Annotated in this window: 25 protein-coding genes; 4 read left to right on the top strand and 21 right to left on the bottom strand. The window is 70.5% G+C overall.

Annotated features, from left to right (window positions below; all coding sequences use genetic code 11):
- The 5 genes from IE244_RS17265 to pyrR form a co-directional block, all read right to left on the bottom strand.
- A partial coding sequence (locus IE244_RS17265) for a carbamoyl-phosphate synthase domain-containing protein (RefSeq protein WP_308436268.1) occupies window positions 1–146 on the bottom strand: 146 nt, incomplete at its 3' end.
- Entirely contained in the window at window positions 143–703 is a 561-nt protein-coding gene (locus IE244_RS17260; protein ID WP_031161737.1) for a PH-like domain-containing protein, read from the bottom strand. The genes IE244_RS17265 and IE244_RS17260, both read right to left, overlap by 4 nt.
- Entirely contained in the window at window positions 700–1986 is a 1287-nt protein-coding gene (locus IE244_RS17255; protein ID WP_191874391.1) for a dihydroorotase, read from the bottom strand. Before IE244_RS17255 ends, IE244_RS17260 begins: the two co-directional genes overlap by 4 nt.
- A 5-nt stretch (window positions 1987–1991) precedes the next feature.
- On the bottom strand, window positions 1992–2978 hold the full coding sequence (locus IE244_RS17250) for an aspartate carbamoyltransferase catalytic subunit (RefSeq protein ID WP_031161741.1): 987 nt from the start codon (window positions 2976–2978) through the stop codon (window positions 1992–1994).
- Window positions 2979–3067: 89 nt separating this feature from the next.
- Entirely contained in the window at window positions 3068–3646 is a 579-nt protein-coding gene (gene pyrR, locus IE244_RS17245; protein WP_031161742.1) for a bifunctional pyr operon transcriptional regulator/uracil phosphoribosyltransferase PyrR, read from the bottom strand.
- Window positions 3647–3899: 253 nt separating this feature from the next.
- Between pyrR and bldD the strand changes: the two genes are divergently transcribed.
- Window positions 3900–4403: a transcriptional regulator BldD gene (gene bldD / locus IE244_RS17240; RefSeq protein ID WP_020938842.1), complete on the top strand. Its 504-nt coding sequence runs from the start codon at window positions 3900–3902 to the stop codon at window positions 4401–4403.
- Window positions 4404–4618: 215 nt separating this feature from the next.
- On the opposite strand, the gene nusB is transcribed toward bldD, so the two are convergent.
- From nusB to IE244_RS17175, 13 genes are all read right to left on the bottom strand, one after another.
- Window positions 4619–5047, bottom strand: a complete 429-nt coding sequence (nusB, locus tag IE244_RS17235) for a transcription antitermination factor NusB (protein ID WP_031161747.1) — start codon at window positions 5045–5047, stop codon at window positions 4619–4621.
- A gap of 2 nt (window positions 5048–5049) precedes the next feature.
- The gene (gene efp / locus IE244_RS17230; RefSeq protein WP_031161749.1) at window positions 5050–5616 is read right to left on the bottom strand and encodes an elongation factor P; all 567 of its coding nucleotides are present in this window, start codon (window positions 5614–5616) and stop codon (window positions 5050–5052) included.
- A gap of 45 nt (window positions 5617–5661) precedes the next feature.
- On the bottom strand, window positions 5662–6765 hold the full coding sequence (locus IE244_RS17225) for an aminopeptidase P family protein (RefSeq protein ID WP_191874390.1): 1104 nt from the start codon (window positions 6763–6765) through the stop codon (window positions 5662–5664).
- A 209-nt stretch (window positions 6766–6974) separates the two neighbouring features.
- A complete protein-coding gene (locus IE244_RS17220) occupies window positions 6975–7874 on the bottom strand; it encodes a Pro-rich N-terminal domain-containing protein (protein ID WP_191874389.1) in 900 nt (299 codons plus the stop codon).
- A gap of 190 nt (window positions 7875–8064) precedes the next feature.
- Complete coding sequence (gene aroB, locus IE244_RS17215) at window positions 8065–9156, bottom strand: 3-dehydroquinate synthase (protein WP_191874388.1); 1092 nt, start codon at window positions 9154–9156, stop codon at window positions 8065–8067.
- Window positions 9153–9671 (bottom strand): shikimate kinase, encoded by a 519-nt coding sequence (locus IE244_RS17210; protein ID WP_191874387.1) that lies wholly within the window; start codon window positions 9669–9671, stop codon window positions 9153–9155. Before IE244_RS17210 ends, aroB begins: the two co-directional genes overlap by 4 nt.
- Window positions 9668–10852, bottom strand: a complete 1185-nt coding sequence (aroC, locus tag IE244_RS17205) for a chorismate synthase (RefSeq protein ID WP_031161759.1) — start codon at window positions 10850–10852, stop codon at window positions 9668–9670. The genes IE244_RS17210 and aroC overlap by 4 nt, the downstream gene beginning before the upstream one ends.
- A 164-nt stretch (window positions 10853–11016) precedes the next feature.
- A complete protein-coding gene (locus IE244_RS17200; RefSeq protein WP_191874386.1) occupies window positions 11017–11856 on the bottom strand; it encodes a shikimate dehydrogenase in 840 nt (279 codons plus the stop codon).
- A gap of 815 nt (window positions 11857–12671) precedes the next feature.
- On the bottom strand, window positions 12672–14333 hold the full coding sequence (gene mltG / locus IE244_RS17195; protein WP_191874385.1) for an endolytic transglycosylase MltG: 1662 nt from the start codon (window positions 14331–14333) through the stop codon (window positions 12672–12674).
- Between the two features lie 124 nt (window positions 14334–14457).
- Window positions 14458–14922 carry a Holliday junction resolvase RuvX gene (gene ruvX, locus IE244_RS17190; protein WP_031161763.1) on the bottom strand — a complete coding sequence of 155 codons (465 nt, stop codon included), beginning with the start codon at window positions 14920–14922 and terminating at the stop codon, window positions 14458–14460.
- Between the two features lie 25 nt (window positions 14923–14947).
- Window positions 14948–17620 carry an alanine--tRNA ligase gene (alaS, locus tag IE244_RS17185; protein WP_191874384.1) on the bottom strand — a complete coding sequence of 891 codons (2673 nt, stop codon included), beginning with the start codon at window positions 17618–17620 and terminating at the stop codon, window positions 14948–14950.
- A complete protein-coding gene (locus tag IE244_RS17180; RefSeq protein WP_191874383.1) occupies window positions 17620–17991 on the bottom strand; it encodes a hypothetical protein in 372 nt (123 codons plus the stop codon). Before IE244_RS17180 ends, alaS begins: the two co-directional genes overlap by 1 nt.
- 16 nt (window positions 17992–18007) lie before the next feature.
- A complete protein-coding gene (locus IE244_RS17175; protein WP_191874382.1) occupies window positions 18008–18442 on the bottom strand; it encodes a DUF948 domain-containing protein in 435 nt (144 codons plus the stop codon).
- A 150-nt stretch (window positions 18443–18592) separates the two neighbouring features.
- Here IE244_RS17175 and IE244_RS17170 point away from each other — a divergent pair, with 150 nt between their 5' ends.
- Window positions 18593–20806 (top strand): ATP-binding protein, encoded by a 2214-nt coding sequence (locus tag IE244_RS17170; RefSeq protein WP_229854158.1) that lies wholly within the window; start codon window positions 18593–18595, stop codon window positions 20804–20806.
- Between the two features lie 527 nt (window positions 20807–21333).
- Here the strand turns inward: IE244_RS17170 and rpsD are convergent.
- The 3 genes from rpsD to IE244_RS17155 all read right to left on the bottom strand — a co-directional run bounded on the left by rpsD (window position 21334) and on the right by IE244_RS17155 (window position 24308).
- Window positions 21334–21948, bottom strand: coding sequence for a 30S ribosomal protein S4 (gene rpsD, locus IE244_RS17165; RefSeq protein WP_031161776.1), 615 nt, complete (start codon window positions 21946–21948; stop codon window positions 21334–21336).
- Window positions 21949–22251: 303 nt separating this feature from the next.
- On the bottom strand, window positions 22252–23607 hold the full coding sequence (locus IE244_RS17160; protein WP_191874381.1) for a replication-associated recombination protein A: 1356 nt from the start codon (window positions 23605–23607) through the stop codon (window positions 22252–22254).
- A 44-nt stretch (window positions 23608–23651) separates the two neighbouring features.
- Window positions 23652–24308, bottom strand: a complete 657-nt coding sequence (locus tag IE244_RS17155; protein WP_031161784.1) for a vitamin K epoxide reductase family protein — start codon at window positions 24306–24308, stop codon at window positions 23652–23654.
- Window positions 24309–24453: 145 nt separating this feature from the next.
- On the opposite strand from IE244_RS17155, the gene IE244_RS17150 reads away from it, so the two are divergent.
- Both IE244_RS17150 and IE244_RS17145 read left to right on the top strand, forming a co-directional pair.
- Window positions 24454–25320 (top strand): ABC transporter ATP-binding protein, encoded by an 867-nt coding sequence (locus IE244_RS17150; protein WP_191874380.1) that lies wholly within the window; start codon window positions 24454–24456, stop codon window positions 25318–25320.
- Complete coding sequence (locus tag IE244_RS17145; protein ID WP_191874379.1) at window positions 25317–26162, top strand: ABC transporter permease; 846 nt, start codon at window positions 25317–25319, stop codon at window positions 26160–26162. The genes IE244_RS17150 and IE244_RS17145 overlap by 4 nt, the downstream gene beginning before the upstream one ends.
- Window positions 26163–26187: the final 25 nt, after the last annotated feature.

Genomic DNA, 26187 nt, shown 5'->3' with positions numbered 1-26187 from the left:
TCCTGGTAACCCGTCATCCCGGTGGAGAACACGGCCTCGCCGAAGGTCTCCCCCACGGCCCCGTAGGCACGGCCGCGGAAGACACGGCCGTCCTCCAGGACGAGTACGGCGGGAACCCTGGCAGCTCCCCTGGTGGAGGTCGTCATCGCGCGCCTTCCGTGTCGTTGATCATCTGGTTCAGGGTGTCGACCCACTCGGTGTGCTCGGCCGCGTGCTCGGAGCGGAAGCCGGAGTCGATCAGTTTGTCGCCGAGCGCCCAGGTCACCACCAGCAGGCCGCCCTCGGTGAGGACCTTGCCGGCGATGCCCTTGTCCAGCCGGGCCCCGCGCAGTGCGGCGGTGGGGACGAAGAAGTCGGTCGCTCCGGGGCGTTCGACCTCCAGACCCGCGTCCGTCAGGGTGAGCTCGGCCCGGCTGCGGGTGCCCAGGCCGTGGGCCACGATGCGGTCCAGCCACTGCCCCGCGGTGGTGGAGCCGTGGTAGCGGCCGCTCATGCTCAGTTTCGCCGGGCCGGTCTCCTCCGGCGCGCTGGGCGGTGCGGGAAGGTCGCTCTGGAGCGTGCCGCGCCACTTCCAGCCCTCGCGCATCAGCCAGTAGACGAGCGCGATGAAGAGCAGGAGTCCGACGAGCCAGCCGATGCGGGCCGGCCAGTCGGTGACCTCGGCCGACCTCTTGGCCTCGGCCAGCAGGATTACAGGTGTCACGTGAGCTTCCCGTCGACGAGCGTGGCCTTGCCCCGCAGCCACGTGTGCGTCACACGGCCCGGCAGCTCGCGACCCTCGTACGGGGTGTTGCGGCTGCGCGAGGCGAAGCCCGCGGGGTCCACCTGGCCACGGTATTCCGTGTCGACGAGGGTGAGGTTGGCGGGCTCACCAGCCGAGACGGGACGGCCGTGCCCGGTGGCCTGTCCGATCTGCGCGGGCTTGAAGGACATGCGGTCGGCTACGCCGGCCCAGTCCAGCAGGCCCGTGTCGACCATGGTCTCCTGGACCACTGACAACGCGGTCTCCAGGCCCACCATGCCCATGGCGGCCGCGGCCCACTCGCAGTCCTTGTCCTCGTGCGGGTGCGGGGCGTGGTCGGTGGCGACGATGTCGATCGTGCCGTCGGCCAGGGCCGCGCGCAGGGCATGCACATCGCGCTCGGTGCGCAGCGGCGGGTTGACCTTGTAGACGGGGTTGTACGTCCGCACCAGCTCGTCGGTGAGGAGCAGGTGGTGCGGGGTGACCTCGGCGGTGACGTCGATCCCGCGGGACTTGGCCCAGCGGACGATCTCGACGCTGCCGGCGGTCGACAGGTGGCAGATGTGGACGCGGGAGCCGACGTGCTCGGCGAGCAGCACGTCCCGGGCGATGATCGACTCCTCGGCGACGGCCGGCCAGCCGCCCAGGCCCAGCTCGGCCGAGACGACACCCTCGTTCATCTGGGCGCCCTCGGTGAGGCGCGGCTCCTGGGCGTGCTGGGCGACGACACCGCCGAACGCCTTCACGTACTCCAGCGCGCGGCGCATGATCACCGCGTCGTCCACGCACTTGCCGTCGTCGGAGAAGACGGTGACCCCGGCGGCCGACTCGTGCATGGCGCCCAGCTCGGCGAGCTTCCTGCCCTCCAGGCCGACGGTGACGGCGCCGATGGGCTGCACGTCGCAGTAGCCGTGCTCCTGGCCGAGCCGGTAGACCTGCTCGACGACACCGGCGGTGTCGGCGACCGGGAAGGTGTTGGCCATGGCGAAGACGGCCGTGTAGCCGCCGGTGGCCGCCGCGCGGGTGCCGGTGAGGACCGTCTCGGAGTCCTCGCGGCCGGGCTCGCGCAGATGGGTGTGCAGGTCGACCAGGCCCGGCAGCAGCACCTTGCCGGCGGCCTCGACGACCTCGGCACCCTCGGCGGACAGGCCGGTTCCCACCTCGGCGATGGTCTCGCCGTCGATCAGCACGTCCTGCGCCTCGCCGCCGAGCACCTTCGCACCACGGATCAGGATCTTGCTCATGGGTCTTACTTCTCCTCGGAGCCGGTGGGGCGGGTGTGGGTGACGGCGGGCTCGTTGCCGCCGAGCAGCAGGTACAGGACGGCCATCCGGATGGAGACACCGTTGGCGACCTGCTCCACGGCGGTGCAGCGGTCGGAGTCGGCGACCTCGGCGGTGATCTCCATGCCGCGGACCATCGGGCCGGGGTGCATCACGATGGCGTGCTCGGGCAGCCTGGCCATGCGGTCGCCGTCGAGGCCGTAGCGGCGGGAGTACTCGCGCTCGGTCGGGAAGAAGGCGGCGTTCATCCGCTCGCGCTGGACGCGGAGCATCATCACCGCGTCGCACTTGGGGAGGGTGCCGTCGAGGTCGTACGCCACCTCGCACGGCCACGTCTCGACGCCGACCGGCACCAGGGTGGGCGGGGCGACCAGGGTGACCTCGGCGCCCAGGGTGTGCAGCAGGTCCACGTTGGAGCGGGCGACCCGGCTGTGCAGGACGTCGCCGACGATGGTGATCCGCCTGCCGGCCAGGTCCTGGCCGAGCCCGGCGTCCCGGCCGATCAGGCGGCGGCGCATGGTGAAGGCGTCCAGCAGGGCCTGGGTGGGGTGCTGGTGGGTGCCGTCGCCGGCGTTGATGACGGCCGCGTCGATCCAGCCGGAGTTGGCGAGGCGGTAGGGGGCTCCTGAGGCACCGTGCCGGATGACGACGGCGTCGACGCCCATGGCCTCCAGGGTCTGCGCGGTGTCCTTCAGGGACTCGCCCTTGGAGACGCTGGAGCCCTTGGCGGAGAAGTTGATGACGTCGGCGGACAGGCGCTTCTCGGCGGCCTCGAAGGAGATCCGCGTACGGGTGGAGTCCTCGAAGAAGAGGTTGACGATCGTGCGGCCGCGCAGGGTCGGCAGCTTCTTGATCGGCCGGTCGGCGACCCGGGCCATCTCCTCGGCGGTGTCGAGGATCAGGACGGCGTCGTCGCGGGTGAGGTCGGCGGCCGAGATGAGATGACGCTGCATCTGTCAGGCTCCGTTAGCAGTTCATTCAGGAGATTTGGGGCAAATCGGCGCATGTGCGGGCATGTGTGAGCAGCCCGGCGCCCGAGTTGCTACTGGCCGGCCTTCACACCGAGCAGCACGGTGTCGCGACCGTCCTCCTCGGCGAGCTGGACCTTGACCGTCTCCCGCAGCGACGTGGGGAGGTTCTTGCCGACGTAGTCGGCGCGGATCGGGAGTTCGCGGTGGCCGCGGTCGACCAGGACCGCGAGCTGGACCGCGCGGGGGCGCCCGATGTCGTTCAGGGCGTCGAGGGCGGCGCGGATGGTGCGGCCGGAGAAGAGCACGTCGTCGACGAGGACGACCAGCTTGCCGTCGATGCCGTCACCGGGGATCTCGGTGCGGGCCAGCGCTCGCGGCGGATGCATGCGCAGGTCGTCGCGGTACATGGTGATGTCGAGCGAGCCGACCGGCACCTTGCGGTCGGTGATCTGCTCCAGCTTGACGGCGAGCCGCTGGGCGAGGAAGACGCCCCGGGTGGGGATGCCGAGGAGCACCACGTCGTCGGCACCCTTGGCGCGCTCGACGATCTCGTGGGCGATACGGGTCAAGACCCGCGCGATGTCCGGGCCTTCGAGAACGGGCCTTGCGTCGGACGCTTGCGCGTGAGCAGAAGAGTCGTGCTTGTCCATACGAAACGGACCCCCTTCTCCGCCTCACGGGACGGATCTTAAAGGACGTCGGATTTGCGCCATCCACGGTATCAGGTCATGGAGAGGGCTCCGATCACCCCCTTGGCCTAATCGGCTGCCACTACCACGGAAGAGTCGGGGTGGACCATTCGGCTTGACGCGCAAGAGTCACGCTGCGTAACCTCACAGTGAGTTACCAGCCGCGCGGCGGGAACACCCTCCGGCCGCGTCGACACAGTGTCCGGGGAGCTATATGTCCAGCGAATACGCCAAACAGCTCGGGGCCAAACTCCGGGCCATCCGCACCCAGCAGGGCCTTTCCCTCCACGGTGTCGAGGAGAAGTCCCAGGGGCGCTGGAAGGCCGTGGTGGTCGGTTCCTATGAGCGTGGCGACCGTGCGGTGACCGTCCAGCGGCTCGCCGAGCTGGCCGATTTCTATGGCGTTCCCGTGCAGGAGCTCCTGCCGGGCACCACGCCGGGCGGCGCGGCCGAGCCGCCGCCGAAGCTGGTCCTCGACCTGGAGCGGCTGGCCACCGTCCCGGCCGAGAAGGCGGGCCCGCTGCAGCGCTACGCGGCGACGATCCAGTCCCAGCGCGGCGACTACAACGGCAAGGTGCTCTCCATCCGCCAGGACGACCTGCGCACCCTCGCCGTCATCTACGACCAGTCGCCCTCGGTCCTGACCGAGCAGCTGATCAGCTGGGGCGTCCTGGACGCCGACGCGCGCCGCGCGGTGGCCACGCACGAAGACGCGTGACCGCCTCCAGCGCCTGAGCAGAAACGTGCCGCCGGGGTGGCCGGACCTTCATGGTCCCGGCCACCCCGGCGGCGTTTTCGCGACCGTTCCGGCGCCGTCCGGGCCCTGGGCGGCGTGACATGCCGAAGGGGCGCGGGGAACTGCGCGGCCGGCCACGGATGACCCGCGGCCGTCGTGTCGCAGTTGCCCGGCGCCCCTCTTGCGGCTGTTCCCGGCTAGTCCCGGCGGAGCGAAGGCTTGAGCTCCTTCAGCCGGCCCAGCAGACCGTTCACGAACGAGGGCGACTCGTCCGTGGAGAACTCCTTGGCCAGCTGCACCATCTCGTCCAGGACGACGGCGTCCGGGGTCTCGTCGACCCAGATCAGCTCGTACGCGCCCAGCCGCAGGATGTTGCGGTCCACGACCGGCATGCGGTCGAGCGTCCAGCCGACCGCGTACTGGGCGATCAGCTCGTCGATCCGCTTCGCGTATTGCGCGTAGCCCTCGACCAGCTGCATCGTGTACTCGCTGACCGGCGGCTGCCGGGTGTCGGACCGGGAGAGCCGGATCCAGTCAGCGAGGACCGTCAGGACGTCGGCGCCGCGCTGGTCGCCCTCGAAGAGGATCTGGAAGGCGCGCTTGCGGGCCGTGTTGCGGGCAGCCACGGTTAGCTGTTCACCCGGCCGAGGTAGTCGCTCGTACGGGTGTCGACCTTGATCTTCTCACCGGTGGTGATGAAGAGCGGGACCTGGATCTGGTGGCCGGTCTCCAGGGTGGCGGGCTTGGTGCCACCGGTGGAGCGGTCGCCCTGGACGCCCGGCTCCGTCTCGGAGATGACCAGCTCGACGGCGGCGGGCAGCTCGACGAAGAGCACCTCGCCCTCGTGCTGGGCCACGACGGCGGTGAAGCCCTCGATCAGGAAGTTGGCGGCGTCACCGACGGCCTTCGGGTCGATGTGCAGCTGGTCGTACGTCTCCATGTCCATGAAGACGAAGTACTCGCCGTCCTTGTACGAGTACTGCATGTCGCGCTTGTCGACGGTGGCCGTCTCGACCTTGACGCCGGCGTTGAAGGTCTTGTCGACCACCTTGCCGGACAGCACGTTCTTCAGCTTGGTGCGCACGAAGGCCGGGCCCTTGCCGGGCTTGACGTGCTGGAACTCGACGACGGACCAGAGCTGGCCGCCTTCGAGCTTGAGCACCATGCCGTTCTTGAGGTCGTTCGTGGAAGCCACGGTTGCGGAATCTCCTGGACTGACGTACGACCCCGGGGTCACGCGCTACAGCGCGAGCAGCTCCTTGGTCGTGATGGTGAGTAGCTCGGGTCCGCCGTCCGCCTCGGGGCGTACGACGAGCGTGTCATCGATCCGGACACCGCCCCGGCCCGGGAGGTGGACCCCCGGTTCGACGGTGACCGGCACGCAAGCGTCCAGTTTACCCATGGCCGCGGGCGCCAACTGCGGGTCCTCGTCGATTTCGAGTCCGACGCCGTGTCCGGTCAGCGGTGGCAGCGCCTCCGCATAGCCGGCCGAGTCCAGGACCTGGCGTGCCGCGCGGTCCACGTCACGGTAACCGGCGCCGGGTGCCAGCGACTCGCGTCCGGCGCGCTGAGCGGCGAAGACGACGTCGTACAGCTCGATCTGCCAGTCGGCGGGCGAGGTGCCGATCACGAAGGTACGGCCGATCTCGCAGCGGTAGCCGCGGTAGGTCGCACCCAGGCACACGGTGAGGAAGTCACCCTCCTCCACGCGCCGGTCGGTGGGTCGGTGGCCGCGGCGGCCGGAATTCGGCCCGGTGGCGACCGAGGTGGGGAAGGCGGGGCCGTCGGCGCCGTGGTCGACCAGGCGGCGCTCCAGCTCCAGCGCGAGGTGCCGTTCGGTGCGGCCGACGAGGATGGACTCCAGCAGCTCGCCGAGGGCCTGGTCGGCGATCTCGGCGCCGATGCGGAGGCAGGAGATCTCCTCCTCGTCCTTGACCACCCTGAGCTGCTCGACGGCTCCGCCGAGGTCGGTGAGGCGGAGAGCCGGCGCGACCGAGGCCAGGGCTCTGTGCCGGGCCACGGTGAGGTGGTGTTCCTCCACCGCCAGCGAATCGGCGCTCTGGGCCCCGGCGAGGTCGGCCGCCGCCACGGCGGCGTCGCCGCCGGTGGGCAGGACGTGCAGGCGCAGGTTCTCGTCCGGCCGGCCGTCGTAGGGACGGTCGTCCGGGGGGCCGGCGCACACGAGGAGGTCCTCGCGTCTGCCGAGCAGCAGGGCGGAGCCCTGCGGGGCTGCGGCGGCGAGGTAGCGCACGTTGGCCGGGCGGGTGACGAGCGCTGCCGCGGTGCCGGCCGCGGTCACATGGTCTCTCAGCCGGGATCGGCGGGTCGCGTACACCTCTGACATGAGATGAGCGTAGGAGGTTTGCGTCGGTTGTGCCGATTTGTGGGGGCCGAGTGGGGCTGCGGGGCAGGTGGGGAGTGGTGCGGGCGTTCGCCGGGTGCGGGTCCGTCGTGGCTTGTCGCGCTCACGCGGCGGAGCCGCATACCGACACGGCCCCGCGCCCCTACCGACACTGCCCCGCGCCCCCTCTCAGGGGACCGCTCGCTCCCCGATCACCAGCTCGGTGGGCTTGCTATGGCCCTCGCCAGCACCTCGTCCAGGACCCTCGCCGTGCCCGGGATGTCGAGCTGGGAGTTGTCGATGATCGGGAGACCCGAGCCGTACCAGCCGGCCATGCGGCCGTGGATGCGGGCGACCTCCTCGTCGGTGAGGCGGCGGTTGCCGGTGCGCTCGGCGTTGCGCTCCAGGACGATGTCCAGGCCCGGCAGGAGGACGACCGGGAGCAGCCCGGGACCTACGTGCCGCTTCCAGCCGCCCAGGCCGACGACCGGGCGGTCCGGGAAGACGGCGTCGTCGAGGATGCAGGAGATGCCGTTGGCGAGGAAGTTGCGGGCGGCGAAACCACAGGTGCGGCGGGCCAGGCGGTACTGCGCCTCGGAGTTGTCGTTCCAGCCCGCCTGGGGGTCGGCGAAGCCCGAGCGGACCCATTCGCGCACGTCGTCCAGGCTGATGTGAGCGGTCGGCACGCGGCGGTGGTCGGCCCAGTACTTGGCGACGCTGGTCTTGCCGGCGCCGGCCGGGCCGATCAGCAGGACGGCCATCGTGGTGCCCGTGGAGTCGGGGACCGCGGCGGGGGCCGGGGGCGCCGTGGGCACACCGACGGGGCCGCCGGGCGGCAACGGGACATGACCGGTGGTGTCGGGGACCGGCGGTACGGCGGCCTGCGGGGCCGGGGGGTGTGCGGCCGGCGGCTGGGGGGCCGGAGGCTGCGGGGGCGTCGGCGGGACCGCGCCGGCCGGGGCCGGCAAGCCCGGAGGCGGTGGCACGGGGCCGGATCCCTGGGAGGCCGCCGGGTGGGGGCCCGGCTGGTGTGCGGCCGGCGACCAGCCGGCGTGCGGCCCGTGCCCCGGCTGGTGGGGCGGCGGCAGCGGAGATCCCACTGCGTGCTGCATCCGTTGCCACTCCGTCTCGTACAGGCTGTTGGCGCTGGCAGCGGGCTTGCACCCCGCTCCCTACCGAACGGTACCGTCCCCCGCCGTCGTTTGGTGAACGGCCGGGGGCGGCCCGAAGTGCCCGCTCCGCCAGGGGAATCGGACGGAAGGAACAGCGGGGGAGGTACCGGGCCGCTCCCCCGCCGGCGGCCTACTGGCCGACTTCTCCGTAGGCCGCGAGCAGGACGGCGGGGTCCGGGCCCTCCAGGACGGTCGGCTTGGCCAGGCCGTCCAGAACGATGAAGCGCAGCAGGTCACCGCGGGACTTCTTGTCGACCTTCATCGTCTCCAGCAGCCTGGGCCACTGGTCGTAGCGGTAGTGCAGCGGCAGGCCCACCGCTTCGAGGACCGTACGGTGCCGGTCCGCCGTCGCGTCGTCCAGCCGGCCCGCCAGGCGGCCCAGTTCGGCGGCGAAGTGCATGCCGACCGCGACCGCGGCGCCGTGCCGCCACTGGTAGCGCTCGTTCTTCTCGATGGCGTGGCCCAGCGTGTGGCCGTAGTTGAGGATCTCCCGCAGACCCGATTCCTTCAGGTCGCTCGACACGACCTCGGCCTTCACCCTGATCGAACGCTCGATCAGCTCGGCCGTGTGCGGGCCGGCCGGGGTCCGGGCGGCCTCCGGGTCGGACTCGATCAGGTCCAGGATCACCGGGTCGGCGATGAAACCGGCCTTGATGACCTCCGCGAGCCCGGAGACGTAGTCGTTGACCGGCAGGGAGTCCAGCGCGGCCAGGTCGCACAGCACACCGGCCGGCGGGTGGAAGGCACCGACCAGGTTCTTGCCCTCGGCGGTGTTGATGCCGGTCTTGCCGCCGACCGCCGCGTCCACCATGGCGAGGACGGTCGTCGGGACGGCGATCCAGCGGACACCACGCAGCCAGGTCGCCGCCACGAACCCGGCCAGGTCCGTCGTCGCGCCGCCGCCCACACCCACGATCACGTCGGTGCGGGTGAAGTTCGACTGGCCCAGCGCCTTCCAGCAGTACGCGGCGACCTCGGCGGTCTTGGCCTCCTCCGCGTTCGGCACCTGGATGGCGATCGCCTCGTAGCCCTGACCGGCGAGGTCCGCGCGGAGCGCGTCACCGGTCTCGGCCAGCGCCTCCGGGTGGATCACCGCGACCCGCTTGGCCTTCGGTCCGACCAACCCGGCCAGCTCCCCGAGGAGCTGACGGCCGACCAGCACCTCGTAGGGGTCCGTGCCCGCGGTGCCGGCGACCTGGATCCGGGTGACTGACTCGCTCATGCTTCCTTCAACTCCAGTGCGTCGAGCGCCGCTTGGGTGACCTCTTCGGGGGTGCGGCCGTCCGTCGGTACGACGGCGGTGGCGACCTCCTCGTACAGATGCCGCCGGGCCTCCATCAGCTCCCGCCACTGCTTGCGCGGGTTGACCGCGAGCAGCGGCCGGGCCACGTTCAGGCCCGTCCGTCTGACGGCCTCCTCCACGTCCATCGAGAGGTAGACCACGCGGTGCCCGGCGAGCAGCGCGCGCGTGTCGGGGTCCAGGACGGCGCCGCCGCCGAGCGCGAGGACGCCCTCGTGCCCGGCGAGCGCGGCGTGCACCGCCCGCTTCTCGATCGCCCGGAAGACGGGCTCGCCCTCGTCCACGAAGATCTCGGCGATGGTGCGGCCCTCGGCGGCCACGATGTCCTCGTCGGTGTCCCGGTAACCGAGGCCGAGGCGCTCGGCCAGCAGCCGGCCGACGGTGGACTTGCCGACACCCATCGGCCCGACGAGTACGACCGCAGGCACGGCGCTCACCGGATCTGCAGGTTGTCGAGGTAGGACCGCACGTTGCGGCGGGTCTCGGGGACGGAGTCGCCGCCGAACTTCTCGGCGACCGCGTCCGCGAGCACGAGCGCGACCATGGCCTCGGCGACGATGCCCGCGGCGGGCACCGCGGAGACGTCGGAGCGCTGGTGGTGCGCCTGGGTGGCCTCGCCGGTGGTGACGTCCACCGTCTGCAGGGCGCGCGGCACGGTCGCGATCGGCTTCATCGCGGCCCGCACCCGCAGCAGCTCTCCGGTGCTCAGACCGCCCTCGGTGCCGCCGGCGCGGCCGGAGACGCGCCGGATGCCCTCGGGCGTGTTGACGATCTCGTCGTGGGCCTTGGAGCCGGGCACCCGGGCCAGCTCGAAGCCGTCACCGATCTCGACGCCCTTGATCGCCTGGATGCCCATCAGGGCGCCGGCGAGACGGGCGTCCAGCTTGCGGTCCCAGTGGACGTGCGAGCCGAGCCCGACCGGGACGCCGTACGCCAGCACCTCGACCACACCGCCGAGGGTGTCACCGTCCTTGTGGGCCTGGTCGATCTCCGCGACCATCGCCTTCGAGGCGTCCGCGTCCAGGCAGCGCAGCGGGTCGGCGTCCAGCTTCTCGACGTCGGCCGGGGTGGGGTACACGCCCTGCGGCGCCTTCACGGAGCACAGCTCGACGACGTGCGAGACGATCTCGATGCCGGCCGTCTCCTTCAGGTACGACCGGGCCACCGCGCCGAGCGCCACCCGGGCGGCGGTCTCGCGGGCCGAGGCGCGCTCCAGGATCGGACGGGCCTCGTCGAAGCCGTACTTCTGCATGCCGGCCAGGTCGGCGTGGCCGGGGCGCGGCCGGGTCAGCGGGGCGTTGCGGGCCAGGCCGTCCAGGATCTCGCGGTCGACCGGGTCGGCCGCCATGACCTGCTCCCACTTGGGCCACTCGGTGTTGCCCACCATGATCGCGACCGGGGAGCCCAGGGTCAGGCCGTGCCGGACGCCGCCCAGGAAGGTCACCTCGTCCCGCTCGAACTTCATCCGCGCACCGCGGCCATAGCCGAGCCGCCGCCGCGCCAGGTGGTCCGCCACCATCTCCGTGGTGATCGGCACGCCGGCGGGAAGGCCCTCCAGCGTCGCGACAAGTGCCGGACCGTGGGACTCCCCCGCGGTCAGCCAACGCAGCCTGCTCAACGGTGCTCCTCAGTGTTCGCGCCCGGTACTGCCCTGGGTACGCGCGTGCTCGCGTACGGCGACGGCGCGACCGGGTGCGCGACCCCGGTCCGCCACCTCCGATCCTCCCACGTCCGGGGGCGGGAACCGGCCGCCGGTCCAGCAGGCGGACGCGTGCGCGGGCGTCAGCGGGCCGCGAGCGCCTGCTCGCCAGCGTGCCGCATGGCCTCCAGCGGGCCCGGGACGCGCCCGGTCATCTGCTCGAACTGGAGTACTGCCTGGTGGACCAGCAGGTCGAGGCCGCTGACGACGGCGCCGCCGAACATGGACCAGCGGGCCGCCAGCTCGGTGGGCCAGGGGTCGTAGAGCACGTCGAAGAGGGTGGTGGGGCGCTCGGGTACGGCGGCGGCGAGGGCGTCGGTGGTGCCGGCGGGCGTGGTGGCGACGACCAGCGGGGCGCGCAGCGCCTGCGCGGCGTCCGCCCAGTCCGCCGTGCGCACCTCGACGTCGAGCCGTTCGCCCCACCGGCGCATCTCGGCGGCGCGGGCTTCGCTGCGGACGTAGGCGACGACCTCGCCGGTGCAGATCCGGGCCAGGGCGGCGAGCGCGGAGGAGGCGGTGGCACCGGCGCCGAGGATCGCGGCGGAGTCGACCTGCTCGATGCCGTGCTCGCGCAGGGCGGCCACCATGCCCGGGATGTCGGTGTTGTCGCCGAGCCTGCGGCCGTCCTCGGTGAAGACGACCGTGTTGACGGCGTCGACCGAGGCGGCGGTGTCACTGATCTCGTCGAGCAGCGGGATGACCGCCCGCTTCAGCGGCATGGTCAGCGACAGCCCGGCCCACTCGGGCCCGAGCCGGTCCAGGAAGCCGGGCAGCGCGGCCTCGTCGACGTCGAAGCTGTCGTACGACCAGCCGGTGAGCCCGGCCGCCTCGTACGCGGCCCGGTGCAGCACCGGGGAGAGGGAGTGGGCGATCGGCGAACCGAGCACGGCCGCCTGGCGGGTGTGAACTACCTTCGATGCCATGGAAACCTGCCCTTGAGTTCCAGCTTACATATCCACCCTTCGGCCTCTCCCGACCTGCCGATCAGGGAGCACCAGGAAAACACTCATCAGGTGAGTGGTGCGCTCCACAGGAGCTCGTCCAGCTTGCGGATGATCAGCAGGTGACGGGCTGGCAAGCCCACTGGGATGGCCGGAACATCGCCGCAACGGTGCCCACGGTCGTCAATGTCCGCAGGACAGCCACACTTACCGCTTGGACACGGCACCTGACCCGAATCGCATAACCGAACGGCCAGAATAACCCGCCAAAGAGGCTAACTGGCCGTCACGGAATTCAAAGACTAAGACTTGTCAGGCCTGCTGACGCAGCTACCCGCCAATACCTTTCCCTTGTTACCGATGCACGCTTCCACTCGGATAGCTCCGCGAGGCACAAGGGAGTCCTCCATTTCGCTGGTGTGAGCTCCCTTAGTATTCCAGAGAGTGAACCAGAGCTTACCTTGGTAATAAACCCTGCCAACCGCGGCGTGACCATCCGCCTTTTCGTCCCACACCGTCACGTACTGGCTGGACGAATCGAAGCCGACGCTAGCACCCCCTTCCGATGAGTAGATGACGCCGCTAGCACTTGCCGGGCCTGCCGTGAAACCAACGACAGCGGCACCCATAGCTGCTATGAACCCGAGACGGGTCAATTTCATACTATTTCCCCCTACGCCTGTGAGTCACATTGACCATGATCAACTCGTCATACTAGAGACGCTCTCACACAGCTGTCAAATGGCACCTGGTGAGCAGTCACAACTTCTGCGAGGGACTACGACTGCACGGTCACGTCAGCTCTTTGCCCGGGCGGCGTTCCATTCCTTGACCAGCTTCTCGTGTTCAGCAAGTGTCTTCGTGAACTTGCTGGTCTTGCCATCCATGGAGATGAAGTAGTACCAACCGTCGTGGGTCGGGTCGAGCGCGCCCTGGAGTGCTTCCTCGCCAGGGTTTCCGATTGGGCCAGGTGGCAGCCCCTTGGAGAAGTAGGTGTTGTAGGGGTTGTTGTACCTGCGCAGTTCGGCAATACCCAGATCAATCTTGCTCTGGTTCTTCACGTAGTTGTACGTGGAGTCGAACTCCAGCCGCCCGTAGGTCTGCGGGTTGTCAGGCTCAAGGCGGTTGTAGACGACCTCCGCCATCTTGCGGAAATCGTCGTGGCTCGTACCCTCGGCCTGCACAAGGCTCGCCACGGTGAGCAACTGCCATGGGCCGTCGAGGCCGAGCACCTTGGCCTTGTTCTCCAAGCCAAGCTCTTTGTACTTAGCGGTGGCCTGAGACACCATCTCCTTGAGCACGGCCTCGGGTTTCTGACCCTTGGTGACCGCGTAACTGGAGGGGTAGAGAAAGCCTTCCAGCGGATCCTTCAAGTTCGGGCGATTCAGCGCCCAGGCTGGCAACCCGAGGGACTTGTAAACCTTCTTCGCAACACTCGCCGTGGTACCCGCCGCCACCTTGAGGCGCTTGTCGATGAGGCTGTAGACCGCCGTGTTCCGAAGCCCCTCAGCGATGATCAGGTTACTGCGACTCTTCGGGCTGAGCATAAGTTCCACCGCGCTCGCGGCTGACATGTGCTTCTCGAGCGTGTAGACACCGTCCTGAAGGGATTTACCCTCAGGATTCGCTTGCATTGCGGACACAAACGCAGCCGCACTCTCGACGACCCCCGCCTCCTGCAGCTTCTGACCGATGTCCCAGCCACCTGCACCCTTGGGGATCTCGACCGTAACCTGCTCGCCGGTGCCGTTGCCCGCGTAGTCCGGAGCCGGGGCGAAACGATTTTGGTAGAACCTGTAGCCGAAGTAACCGACCCCGCCGAGGCCGCCGCCGAAGACCAGGCAGACCACCAGACAGGCACAGCCAGTGCGCCGCTTCTGGCCTTTTTTGACAGGTTTCTTCCCTTTGCCGCGCCGTTCGCGGCGGCTCTGGAGCTCGTGCTCCTCGCCGTCGTCGTCATCACCGCCGCCGCCGGTGAAGAAGGGGTGCTCCTCCTCGGCGGGCGCGGCCTCCGGCTCCACGCCGGGTTCCGGCTCGGGCTGCCTGCGGCCGGGCGGCTGCGGCGGCGGGTAGGCGTCCTCGGTTCCGTAGAAGTCGGGCTGCTCACCACCGTAGGCGACGGGCTGCTGTCCGTACGGGTCGCCGGGGTCGGCGGCGTACGGTACCTGGCCGAGGGTGCCGGTCGCGTCCCAGCCGCCCTGCTGCGGGTAGGACTGCTGGCCCGTGAACTGCTGATGCCCCTGTTCGCCGTAGAACTGGTACTGCTCGTTGCCGTACCCGGACTCCTGTCCCTGACGCCAGTCGCCGTAGTGCGGCTCCTGCGGATGGTGCTGCGGCTGGCCGCCGTAGGCAGACTGCTGACCCGCGTGGGTCTGCTGCCCTTCCCATCCGCCGTCCCCGTACAACGGGTCCTGCGGATGCCACGGTTCGGAGCCTGGGCCCCGGCCATACTCAGTCATCGATCCCCTAGAGCCGCGAGGCCGACCGGTCACGCGACCGGTGGGCCCCGCTTCCGTTCCGCCTCTTGTTGTGCGTCGGCTGTTCGAACACCGGCGCATCGCGCGGAACGTTACCGTATCGCGATCAGATGACCACTTCGACGCCCTCGCCGGGTGCTTTACCTGACACCCGTTCGGATTCCAGGGCCTGCTGCAGGATGATGACGGCGGCGGCCTGGTCGATGACCGAGCGGCCCTTCTTCGACTTCACACCCGAGGCGCGGAGCCCCTGACTGGCCGTCACGGTCGTCATCCGCTCGTCCACCAGGCGCACCGGCACCGGCTTGATGCCCTTGGCCAGCTCCTGGGCGAAGGCGCGGACCTTGACCGCGGCCGGGCCCTCGCCCCCCTTGAGGGAGCGAGGGAGTCCGACGACGACCTCGATCGGTTCGTACTCCTCCACCAGTTGCCGCAAGCGGCGGTGGGCTGCCGGGATGTCCCGGCCGGGGACGGTTTCCACCGGGGTGGCGAGGATCCCGTCGGGGTCGCACGACGCGACCCCGATCCGGGCGTCCCCGACGTCGATCGCTAGCCGCCGCCCTCTGCGCATTTCCGACCGTTTCCTTACTGGACCGTTACTTGGCGGTCTCGGTGACGAGCCGCTCGACGGCCTCGACGGCCTCGCCGACGGCGGCCGGGTTCTGGCCGCCGCCCTGAGCGACGTCCGGCTTGCCGCCACCGCCGCCGCCGAGGGTCTTGGCGGCGGCGCGGACCAGGTCACCGGCCTTGAGGCCGCGCTCGCGGGCCGCCTCGTTGGTGGCGATGACCGTGAGCGGCTTGCCGTTGTTGACCGTGAACAGGGCGACCACGGCGGCCCGGCCGCCCTGGATGCGGCCGCGCACGTCGAGGACCAGCTTGCGCAGGTCGTCCGGGGTGGTGCCGTCCGGGACCTGACCGGTGACCAAGGCCACACCGCGCACGTCCTTGGCCGACTCGGCGAGGCCTCCGGCGGCCTGCAGCACCTTCTCGGCGCGGAACTTCTCGATCTCCTTCTCGGCGTCCTTCAGCTTGCCGAGCATGGCGGAGACCTTCTCCGGCAGCTCCTCCGGGCGGCCCTTGATCAGTTCCTGGAGCTGGGCCACGACCGTGTGCTCGCGGGCGAGGAAGTGGTAGGCGTCCACGCCGACGAGGGCCTCGATACGGCGGACACCCGAGCCGATGGAGGACTCACCGAGCAGCTTCACCAGGCCCAGCTGGGCGGTGTTGTGCACGTGCGTGCCGCCGCACAGCTCCTTGGAGAAGTCGCCGATGGTCACCACGCGGACCCGCTCGCCGTACTTCTCGCCGAACTCGGCGATGGCTCCCTGCTTCTTGGCCTCGTCGATGCCCATGACCTCGGCGTGCACGTCGAGGTCGCGGGCGAGGACCTCGTTGATCTTCTGTTCGACGTCGGTCATCACGGCCGTCGGGACGGCGGACGGGGAACCGAAGTCGAAACGGAAGCGACCGGGCTGGTTCTCGGAACCGGCCTGGGCGGCCGTCGGGCCGAGGGCGTCGCGCAGGGCCTGGTGGGTCAGGTGCGTGGCCGAGTGGGCGCGGGCGATGGCGTGGCGGCGACGGGAGTCGATCGACGCGTGGGCCTTGGCACCGACGGTCACCTCGCCGACCTGGACCACGCCCTTGTGGACGTAGACGCCCGGGACCGGCTTCTGGCAGTCGCGGACCTCGATGACGGCACCGGTGTCGACCTTGATCCGGCCGGTGTCACCGATCTGGCCGCCGCCCTCGGCGTAGAACGGGGTGCGGTCGAGGACGATCTCGACCTCGTCGCCCTCGGTGGCGGCCGGCGAGGAGGCGCCGTCGACGAGGATGCCGACGATCGTCGACTCGCCCTCGGTGTCGGAGTAGCCGATGAAGTCCGTCTCGCCGACCTTGTCGGCGATCTCACGGTAGGCACCGGCGCCGGCGTGGCCGGTCTTCTTGGCCTGGGCGTCGGCCTTGGCCCGCTCCCGCTGCTCCTTCATCAGGCGGCGGAAGCCGTCCTCGTCCACGGAGAGGCCCTGCTCGGCGGCCATCTCCAGGGTGAGGTCGATCGGGAAGCCCCAGGTGTCGTGGAGCAGGAAGGCCTTGTCGCCGGACAGGACCGTGCCGCCGGACTGCTTGGTCTCGGTGACGGCGGTGTCGAGGATGTTGGTGCCGGCCTTCAGCGTCTTGAGGAAGGCGTTCTCCTCGGCGAGGGCGACCTTCTCGATGCGCTCGCGGTCGGTGATCAGCTCGGGGTACTGCTGGCCCATCATGCCGATCACGGTGTCGATCAGGTCCTTGACGACCGGACCGGTGGCGCCGAGCAGGCGCATGTTGCGGATGGCGCGGCGCATGATGCGGCGCAGGACGTAGCCGCGGCCCTCGTTGCCGGGGGTGACGCCGTCGCCGATGAGCATCACGGACGTGCGCATGTGGTCGGTGACCACGCGGAGGGACACGTCCGAGTCGTGGGCGTCGCCGTAGCGGACGCCGGTCAGCTCGGTGGCCTTGTTGATGACGGCCATGGAGGTGTCGATCTCGTACATGTTCTGCACGCCCTGCAGAATCATGGCGAGACGCTCCAGGCCGAGGCCCGTGTCGATGTTCTTGCTGGGCAGTTCGCCGAGGATCTCGAAGTTGTCCTTGCCGATGCCCTCGCCCCGCTCGTACTGCATGAAGACGAGGTTCCAGATCTCCACGTACCGCTCGTCGTTGACGGCGGGGCCGCCCTCGACGCCGAACTCGGGGCCGCGGTCGTAGTTGATCTCGGAGCAGGGGCCGCACGGGCCGGGGACGCCCATGGACCAGTAGTTGTCCTTCATGCCGAGGCGCTGGATGCGCTCCTTCGGCACACCGACGACCTCGTGCCAGATGCGCTCGGCCTCGTCGTCGTCCTTGTAGACGGTGATCCACAGGCGCTCCGGCTCCAGGCCGTAACCACCCTTGTCCTGGGGCGTGGTGAGCAGCTCCCAGGCGTACTTGATGGCGCCTTCCTTGAAGTAGTCGCCGAAGGAGAAGTTGCCGCACATCTGGAAGAACGTGCCGTGCCGCGTGGTCTTGCCGACCTCTTCGATGTCGGGCGTGCGCACGCACTTCTGCACGCTGGTGGCGCGCTGGAACGGCGGCTTGACCTCACCCAGGAAGTAGGGCTTGAAGGGCACCATGCCGGCGGGGACGAGGAGCAGAGTCGGGTCGTCCGCGATGAGCGACGCCGAAGGGACGACGGTGTGCCCGCGCTCCTCGTAGAAGCTCAGCCAGCGGCGGCGAATCTCGGCCGACTCCATCAGTGGTCCTCATTCCGGTTGTACGAATGCTTCGCTTGCGAAGAAAACAACGTTTCGATGTGCTTCGGTGTGCCGCTGTCGCTGCGGTCGGCCTCGATGGCGGCATAGCGCCGGGGAGCGGGGAGTTCGGGGTTCTCGTGGATCCCCAGAGCGTCCTCCAGCTCGGCCTCCCGCTGGGCCATGTTGTCGCGGACGTCGAGCGCGAAGCCCACCGCGCGGTCCTTGAGCCGCTGACCGGTCTGAAGGGCCTTGTTCGCCGCGGTCGCGGCGAGGCTCTCCGGGGTCAGCTGCCTCAGCTTGCGGTTGACCTTGGTGGTGGCCCACACGCCGGCGGCGACACCGGTGCTGAACCAGAACGTACGGCGGAACATCGCTCGGTCTCAGTCCTTACTTCCGCTTGCGGCGTGCGGCGGGGACCGTGCGGCCCACGATCACGGTACGCCGGGGCGCCTTCACGGGCACGTCCTCCTTGCGGCCGCCCAGCGCCCGGCGGACGCCGTAGCCGAAGGCCGCGACCTTGACCAGCGGGCCGCCGAAGGTGGAGGCGACGGTGGTCGACAGCGCGGAGGCGTTCGACGTGACCTCCTGGACGTCGGAGGCGATCGCGTCGACGCGGTCGATCTGGGTCTGCGCGGAACGCACCGCCTGGGAGGCGTCGGCGAGCAGCGGGACGGCCTGGTCGGTCACGTCCGCCACGAGCTTGGTCGTCGCCTTGAGCGTCTGGGCCAGCCTCGCGAGGGCCACCGCGAGGAAGGAGACCAGGATCGCCCAGAAGACGGCCACCAGGATCCCGGCCACCTCTCCACCGGACACTGTGCGCACCCGCTCCCTGAAACGTGCCTCACCATCGAAAAGTCGTGTCCGAGCCTATCGCGCCGGGGCCGTGGCTCCGTACCGGATTACCGGGCCGGGGAGACGGAGTTGCGGAAGCGATTGTACGCAATGAACACACTTCAGTACGCTCCGTGTCCTATGCGAGGTCCTCAGCGCCCAGATCCCTTCGCCGACGGCGATCCGCCCCTGGAACTGACCACGTTCGTCGGGCGCTCGGCCGAACTCGCCGAGCTGACCTGCGCCCTCGGCCGGGCCCGGCTGGTGACCGTCACCGGGATCGGCGGGATCGGCAAGTCCCGGCTGGCCGCGCGGGTCGCCGCCGGCTGGGAGCCGGGGTCCGGGCGGGTGGAACTGGCGCCGGTGCGCGATCCGCAGTTCGTGGAGTACGCGGTCGCGGAGGCGCTGGGGCTGACCGACCACACCGTCCGCTCCCCCCGCGAGACGCTGCTGCAGCATCTCGCCGGCCGTCCGGTCCTGTTGGTGCTGGACGGCTTCGAGCATCTGGTGGAGGCCTGTGCCGAGCTGACGGCCGAACTGCTGCGGAGGCTGCCGCGGCTGCGGGTGCTGGCCGTGGGCCGGCGGCCGCTGGGGCTGGCCGGCGAGCGGCTGTTCCCGCTGGCGCCGCTCGGCGAGGACGAGGCGGTGGAGCTGTTCACCGACCGGGCCCGGGAGCAGGGGCTGGAGGTCTCCAGTGGCCCCGAGGTGCGCGAGCTGTGCCGGCGCCTGGAGGGGATTCCGCTGGCGCTGGAGCTGGCGGCCGGACGGCTGCGGGCGCTGTCCCCCGCACAGCTGCTGCAGCGGCTGGACGACCGGTTCCGGCTGCTGACCGCGGGCGGCCGGGACGGTGCCGTGCGCGCGGTCCCGGGCGGTCCCCCGGCCCGGCACCAGACGCTGCGCACGGCGATCGGCTGGAGCCATGAGCTGTGCACGCCGGCCGAGCGGCTGCTGTGGGCGCGGCTGTCGGTGTTCGCCCAGACCTTCGACCTGGAGGCGGCCGAGTACGTGTGCAGCGGGGCCGGGCTGCCCGCCGAGGACGTCCTCGACGTGCTGTCGGAGTTACTGGCCCAGTCGGTCGTCACCCGCGAGGAGACGCCGGCCGGCCCCCGCTACCGGATGCTGGACACCGTGCGGGCCTACGGCGCCGACTGGCTGGAGGGGACCGGGGAGGCGGGGCGGCTGCGCCGGCGGCACCGGGACTGGTACCTGGGCCTGGCGACCTGGTGCGAGCTGGACTGGTTCTCGCCCCGGCAGGGCGAGGTCGCCGCGCGGGTCGAGGCGGAGCTGCCCAACCTGCGGGCGGCCCTGGAGTGCTGTCTGACGGAGCCGGAGGAGGCTCATCTCGGGCAGTACCTCGCCGGGTCCCTGTGGTTCTGCTGGGTCGGCTGCGGGCGGCTCGCGGAGGGCCGCCGCTGGCTGGCGCGCTGTGTGGAGCTGGAGTCGGGGTACGAGCAGTCGCGGCTGAAGGCGCTGTGGGTGCTGGGCTATGTGGCGGTCCTTCAGGGCGACGCCGTGCCGGCCCTGCAGGCGCTGCAGGAGTGCCGGGAGCAGGCCGAGCGGGCCGCGGATCCGGTGGCGCTGGCGTACGCGGAGCACCGCACCGGCTGTCTGGCCCTGGTCACCGATGACATGGCCCGTGCAGAAACGCTGCTGCGGTCGGCGCTGCACCGCTATCAGGAGATCGGCGAGCTCAACAGCAACGTGCTGATGGGCCAGGTCGAACTGGCGATGGCGCGGGCCTTCCAGGGGGACCTGCCGGATGCGGTGCGGCTGTGCGAGGACGTGCGTCGGGTGTGCGAGGACCACGGGGAGCGCTGGGCACGCTCGTACGCGCTGTACGTGCTGGCGTACGCGGCCTGGCAGGACGGAGCCCAGGGCAGGGCGCGGGAGCTGCTCACGGACTGCCTGCGCAACGCCCACGCCTTCCACGATCTGCTCGGCTCGGTGCTGTGCCTGGAGCTGCTGGCACTGGTGACCGCGACCGAGGGCGAGCCGGCCGAGGCGGCGCTGCTCCAGGGCGCCGCGGGCCGGATCTGGCCGTCGGTGGGACTGCCGCTGTTCGGCTCGGCGTACTACAACGCCCCGCACGAGCGCTGCGAGGCGATGGCCCGGCAGGCCCTGGGGGACGCGCGGTACGAGGAGTGCGTGCGGGAGGGGGCCGGGCTGGACCGTGCGGCGGCCGTGGCCCGCGCGCTGCAGCAGGGCGGGGTACGACCGCTCGGCGCACTGCCCGCTCCACGCGGGCCGGCGCCACGGGGCGGCCCCGGCGACGGCGGAGAAGGCGGTGATCCGACCTCCGGGTCCGCGCGAGACGGTGCCCCGGGGCGGCCGGGGAGCCGGCCCGCGCGCGGATGACGCGCGGCGCGGCACGGCCGTGAGCAGGCCGAGGGAACCGCGGGACCGCGCAAGTGCCGGCCACGGCGGTCGGGGACGCGTCCCGAGAAGGGCGCGGGACCGTACCGCGAAAACGCCGGCCGCGACGGTCGAGGACGCGCCCCAAAGGGGGCACGGGACCGAACCGCGAAAACGCCGGCCGCAGCGGTCGAGGACGCGTCCCAAAAGAGGCGCCGGACCGAACCGCGAAAACGCCGGCCGCGACGGTCGAGGACGCGCCCCAAAGGGGGCACGGGACCGAACCGCGAAAACGCCGGCCGCAGCGGTCGGGGACGCGTCCCAAAAGAGGCGCCGGACCGAACCGCGAAAACGCCGGCCGCGACGGTCGAGGACGCGTCCCGAGAAGGGCGCAGGGCCGTACCGCCGGGCGGCTCCGCCGTGGGGCCCGACCCGGCCCACCGGCCGGGAAACGCGAAACCCGCCGCCTCGCCCGCCCGGCAGCGCCAGGCGGGGAGACGGCGGGCCGAAGGCCTACGCCGTGACCGGGGTCAGCGGGCGTAGTACTCGACGACGAGCTGCTCGTCGCAGATCACCGGGATCTCCTTGCGGTTCGGCTCGCGGTCCAGGCGGAACGCCAGGGCCTTGAGGTTCACCTGGAGGTAGCGCGGGGTCTCGCCCTCGGGGGCGAAGCCACCCTCACGGGCGATCGTGAAGAGCGTCTTCTCCTTGGAGCGGTCGCGGACCTGCACGACGTCGTCCGGGCGGACACGGAAGGACGGCTTGTCGACCTTCTGGCCGTTGACCTGGATGTGGCCGTGGACGACCATCTGACGGGCCTGGTAGATGGTGCGGGCGATGCCCGAACGCAGGACCAGGGCGTCGAGACGGCGCTCGAGCTCCACGATCAGGGCCTCACCGGTCTTGCCCTGGACCTTGGACGCGCGCTCGTAGGCGCGGACCAGCTGGCGCTCGGAGATGTCGTACTGCGCGCGCAGACGCTGCTTCTCCAGCAGACGGACCTTGTAGTCCGAGTTCTGCTTGCGGCCGCGGCCGTGCTCACCCGGCGGGTAGGGGCGGGCCTCGAAGTACTTGACGGCCTTCGGGGTCAGCGCGATGCCGAGGGCACGCGACTTCTTGACCTTGGGGCGGGACTGGTTCGCCACTGTCTCAATCTCTTTCGTAGTGTTCGGCTCGTCAGGGTTAGGGAGGTCGCATCCGCAGCCGGGAAAACCCGCCGGGCCCCGAGGGGACCTGCCGGGCAGCCGCTTCCCTGGTCTGGGCACATACGTGCAGCACGCGAGTGGCCCACCGACCGGTCCCGGAGCTCCGGGTGGTGGTGGGCTGCCCGCGACACCGTTCGACGGTGCGCGACGCTCCTGGAGTCCATCCGCGGAGGATGGCGCTCCGGCTGGCTGTCCCGCTCTGACGGCACGGGACTCAGCACTCCGGGGGATTCTACAGGGCGCTCAGGACCGCCTGCGACCGAGGTGCTTCCTGGTCCACTCCACCGCGTCCGCGTAGCGTGCCTCGGCACCGTGCCGGCCCGGGGTGTAGTACTCGCGGTCCTTGAGGGCGTCCGGGGCGTACTGCTGCTGGGCGATGCCCTCGGGCAGGTCGTGCGGGTAGACGTATCCCTGGGCGTGGCCGAGCTTGGCGGCGCCCTTGTAGTGCCCGTCGCGCAGGTGCGGCGGGACCGGTCCGGCCAGGCCCTTGCGTACGTCCTCCATGGCGGCGCCGATCGCGGTGGTGGCCGAGTTGGACTTGGGGGCGAGCGCGAGGGCGATGGTGGCGTGGCTGAGGGTGAGGGCGGCCTCGGGGAAGCCGATCATCGCGACGGCCTGGGCCGCGGCGACCGCGATGGGCAGGGCGTTGGGATCGGCCAGGCCGATGTCCTCGCTGGCGGAGATCATCAGGCGGCGGGCGATGAACCGGGGGTCCTCACCCGCCTCGATCATGCGGGCCAGGTAGTGCAGGGCCGCGTCGACGTCGGAGCCCCGGATGGACTTGATGAGGGCGCTGGCGACGTCGTAGTGCTGGTCGCCGTCGCGGTCGTACTTCACCGCGGCACGGTCGACGGTCTGCTCCAGCGTTTCGAGACCGATCGCGCTCTCGCCCTTGTCCAGGGCCGCTCCGGCGGCGGCCTCCAGGGCGGTCAGGGCCCGCCGGGCGTCTCCGCCGGCGATGCGCAGCAGGTGCTCCTCGGTGTCCTCGGGGAGGGTGACGGCGTCCTTCAGGCCGCGTTCGTCGGTCAGGGCCCGCTTGAGGAGACCCCGGATGTCGTCGTCGGTGAGGGGTTCGAGGGTGAGCAGCAGGGAGCGGGAGAGCAGCGGGGAGATCACCGAGAAGTACGGGTTCTCCGTCGTCGCCGCGATCAGGGTCACCCAGCGGTTCTCGACCGCCGGGAGCAGGGAGTCCTGCTGGGCCTTGCTGAAGCGGTGGATCTCGTCCAGGAAGAGGACGGTCTCCTTGCCGAAGCCGCCGGTGGCGCGCCGGGCGCCGTCGATGACCGCGCGGACCTCCTTGACGCCGGCGGTGATCGCGGACAGCTCCACGAACCGCTTGTCGGTCGCCTTGGAGACCACGTACGCGAGGGTGGTCTTGCCGGTACCGGGCGGGCCCCACAGGATCACGGAGGAGGGTCCGGCGGGCCCGCCGGAGCCCTCGCCGACCAGCCGGCGCAGCGGGGAGCCGGACTTCAGCAGGTGCTGCTGGCCCACGACCTCGTCGAGGGTACGCGGGCGCATCCGCACCGCCAGGGGGCTCGCTGCCGGGTCCTTCTCCTGGCGTTCTTCCGCTGCGGCGGTGAACAGGTCGGGTTCCACGCTGAAACCCTAGAACACGGCACTGACAACGCCGCGGCTCCGGGTCAGGCCCACAGCTGGCTGCCCCAGCGGGTCAGGACCAGCATGGCGATGATTCCGCAGTGGGTGAGCGGGACGACCCAGGCGAACTCGGCGAGGAACCGCTTCAGCCAGCCCGGCGCGGGCAGGAAGCCGTTGCGGACGTTGAACGAGGTCACGTACCAGAACATGGTGATCGTGGCGACCCAGGCCAGCGAGCACCACAGGCACAGGGCGTTGATCCGGTACAGGGACTGGAACTGCAGCCAGGTGACGAAAGCGACACCGAAGAGCGTGCCGAAGTTGAAGGTCAGCCAGTACCAGCGCGGGAAGCGGGCGCGGGCCAGCAGGCTCATGCCGACGCAGATCACGATGCCGTAGCAGACCAGGCCCAGCCAGGGGTTCGGGAAACCGAAGGCCGCCGCCTGCTTGCTCTCCATGACGCTGCCGCAGGACACGATCGGGTTGACGCTGCACCCGGGCGTGAACGTCTTCCCGGCGATCTTCGCCTCAAGGATCTTGTTCTTGTCCAGCGTGATGACCCAGGCGGCCAGCAGTCCGGCCGCGCCGGTGATCACCAGCAGCAGGGCGAAGGCCCGGCCGCTGCCCACCACGCGCGGGCCGTCGGCGGCACGCTCGGGACCGGACTCCGTGGAGACGTCGTTGACTGTCGTCTTGCTCATCACGCCGATTCCGTCATGTGAGAGTTGGACCATCTTCGGGCACGGCTCATTGTGCCGCACCCGTGTCTCTGTCCACCGTTCGAAGGACATAAGGAGGTACGCACGGTGGTCACGGATCGTTCGGTTCCAGCCGATGCTCGGGGGCATGACAGCACACGCGAACGAACTCGCGGTCGACGTCCGGGGGCTGCGCAAGCGGTACGGGGGCGTCAGCGCGGTGGACGGTCTCGATCTCGGCATCCGGCGCGGTGAGGTGTTCGGCCTGCTCGGACCCAACGGCGCGGGCAAGAGCACGACGGTCGAGATCCTTCAGGGCAACCGGTCACGGGACGGGGGCGAGGTGTCGGTCCTCGGGGCGGACCCGGCGACGGGCACGCGTGCGTGGCGGTCCCGTGTGGGAATCGTCTGGCAGGACGAATCGGCGCCCGTGGAGTTGACGGTGGGCGAGACGGTACGGCACTTCGCCCGCTACTACCCGCAGCCGCGCGACCCGCGGGAGGTCATCCGGCTGGTCGGCCTCGAAGCGAAGGCGGACAGCCGGGTCAAGGCCCTCTCCGGCGGCCAGCGGCGCCGCCTCGACGTGGCGCTCGGTGTGATCGGCGATCCGGAACTGCTGCTCCTCGACGAGCCGACCACCGGCTTCGACCCGGCCGCCCGGCGCCAGTTCTGGGACCTGATCCGGCTGCTCGCCGACGACGGCACGACGATCCTGCTCACCACGCACTACCTGGAAGAGGCCGAGGCCCTCGCGGACCGGCTCGCGGTCGTCGCCCGGGGCCGGGTCGTCGCCGAGGGCACACCCGCCGAACTGCGCCGCCGGTACGGCGGTGAGGCCACCGTCACCTGGACGGAACCCGACGGCTCCCCGCGCGCGGAGCACACCGCCGCACCGACCCGGACCGTCGCCGCGCTCATGCACCGCTTCGACGGCGAGATACCCGCACTGACCGTGACCCGCCCCACCCTGGAGGACGTCTACCTCCGGCTGACCGGACAGGAGGCCGTGCGATGACCACGACCGCCGTACGTGCCACCGCCCGCGAGTCCGCCGGGATCATGCCCGGTGCCTGGCGGATCGGCCTGCTGCGCGGCGCGCTGGAGATCAAGCAGTTCTTCCGGCTGCGCGAGCAGGTGGTGTTCACCTTCTCCTTCCCGGTGGTCTTCCTGTTCCTGTTCGCGTCGATCTTCCGCGACCGCGTCGGGCACACCGGGGTCACCGCCTCCCAGCTGTACGTACCCGCGATGATGGCCTCCGGGATCATGTCGACGAGCTTTCAGTCGCTCGGCATCTCCATCGCGGTCGAGCGGGACGAGAAGGTGCTGCGGCGGCTGCGCGGCACGCCGATGCCGCCCGCCGCCTACTTCCTGGGCAAGATCTGGCTGGTTCTGTTCACGGCCGTCCTGGAGACCGCGATCCTGCTGGCCGTCGGCACCGCGTTCTACGGCGTCCACCTGCCGTCGGACGCCGGACGCTGGCTGGACTTCGGCTGGATCTTCGTGCTCGGGCTGACCGGTTGCGCGCTGCTCGGCATCGCCATCAGCTCGGTGCCCAGGTCGGCCAAGAGCGCCAGCTCGGTCGTGGTCCTGCCCTTCCTGGTGATCCAGTTCATCTCCGGGGTCTACATCTCCGTCGACACCATCCCCGGCTGGATGCTCGACATCGGCGCCCTGTTCCCGCTGAAGTGGCTGTGCCAGGGCCTCAGGGGTGTGTTCCTGCCCGACTCGGCCAAGGTGCTGGAGCAGGCGGGGAGCTGGGAGTTCGGGCGGATCGCGCTGGTGCTGGCCGCCTGGTGCGTCGGAGGATCGGCGCTGTGCTTGCTGACCTTCCGGTGGAAGAACCGGCGCGACGGGTGAGGGGTGACAGGGCCCGCGGGGTCCA

This window comes from Streptomyces filipinensis (genome assembly GCF_014649495.1).
GTDB classification, from domain to species: Bacteria; Actinomycetota; Actinomycetes; order Streptomycetales; family Streptomycetaceae; genus Streptomyces; species Streptomyces filipinensis.
This window is presented reverse-complemented; position numbering and strand designations above follow the sequence as displayed.

What these genes read in the sequence shown, in the direction of transcription:
- IE244_RS17255 (WP_191874391.1), bottom strand. Translation starts at nt 1,986, where the DNA reads ATGAGCAAGATCCTGATCCGTGGTGCGAAGGTGCTCGGCGGCGAGGCG.
- IE244_RS17250 (WP_031161741.1), bottom strand. Translation starts at nt 2,978, where the DNA reads ATGCAGCGTCATCTCATCTCGGCCGCCGACCTCACCCGCGACGACGCC.
- pyrR (WP_031161742.1), bottom strand. Translation starts at nt 3,646, where the DNA reads ATGGACAAGCACGACTCTTCTGCTCACGCGCAAGCGTCCGACGCAAGG.
- bldD (WP_020938842.1), top strand. Translation starts at nt 3,900, where the DNA reads ATGTCCAGCGAATACGCCAAACAGCTCGGGGCCAAACTCCGGGCCATC.
- IE244_RS17225 (WP_191874390.1), bottom strand. Translation starts at nt 6,765, where the DNA reads ATGTCAGAGGTGTACGCGACCCGCCGATCCCGGCTGAGAGACCATGTG.
- IE244_RS17220 (WP_191874389.1), bottom strand. Translation starts at nt 7,874, where the DNA reads ATGCAGCACGCAGTGGGATCTCCGCTGCCGCCGCCCCACCAGCCGGGG.
- aroB (WP_191874388.1), bottom strand. Translation starts at nt 9,156, where the DNA reads ATGAGCGAGTCAGTCACCCGGATCCAGGTCGCCGGCACCGCGGGCACG.
- IE244_RS17200 (WP_191874386.1), bottom strand. Translation starts at nt 11,856, where the DNA reads ATGGCATCGAAGGTAGTTCACACCCGCCAGGCGGCCGTGCTCGGTTCG.
- mltG (WP_191874385.1), bottom strand. Translation starts at nt 14,333, where the DNA reads ATGACTGAGTATGGCCGGGGCCCAGGCTCCGAACCGTGGCATCCGCAG.
- ruvX (WP_031161763.1), bottom strand. Translation starts at nt 14,922, where the DNA reads ATGCGCAGAGGGCGGCGGCTAGCGATCGACGTCGGGGACGCCCGGATC.
- alaS (WP_191874384.1), bottom strand. Translation starts at nt 17,620, where the DNA reads ATGGAGTCGGCCGAGATTCGCCGCCGCTGGCTGAGCTTCTACGAGGAG.
- IE244_RS17180 (WP_191874383.1), bottom strand. Translation starts at nt 17,991, where the DNA reads ATGTTCCGCCGTACGTTCTGGTTCAGCACCGGTGTCGCCGCCGGCGTG.
- IE244_RS17170 (WP_229854158.1), top strand. Translation starts at nt 18,593, where the DNA reads ATGCGAGGTCCTCAGCGCCCAGATCCCTTCGCCGACGGCGATCCGCCC.
- IE244_RS17155 (WP_031161784.1), bottom strand. Translation starts at nt 24,308, where the DNA reads ATGAGCAAGACGACAGTCAACGACGTCTCCACGGAGTCCGGTCCCGAG.
- IE244_RS17150 (WP_191874380.1), top strand. Translation starts at nt 24,454, where the DNA reads ATGACAGCACACGCGAACGAACTCGCGGTCGACGTCCGGGGGCTGCGC.
- IE244_RS17145 (WP_191874379.1), top strand. Translation starts at nt 25,317, where the DNA reads ATGACCACGACCGCCGTACGTGCCACCGCCCGCGAGTCCGCCGGGATC.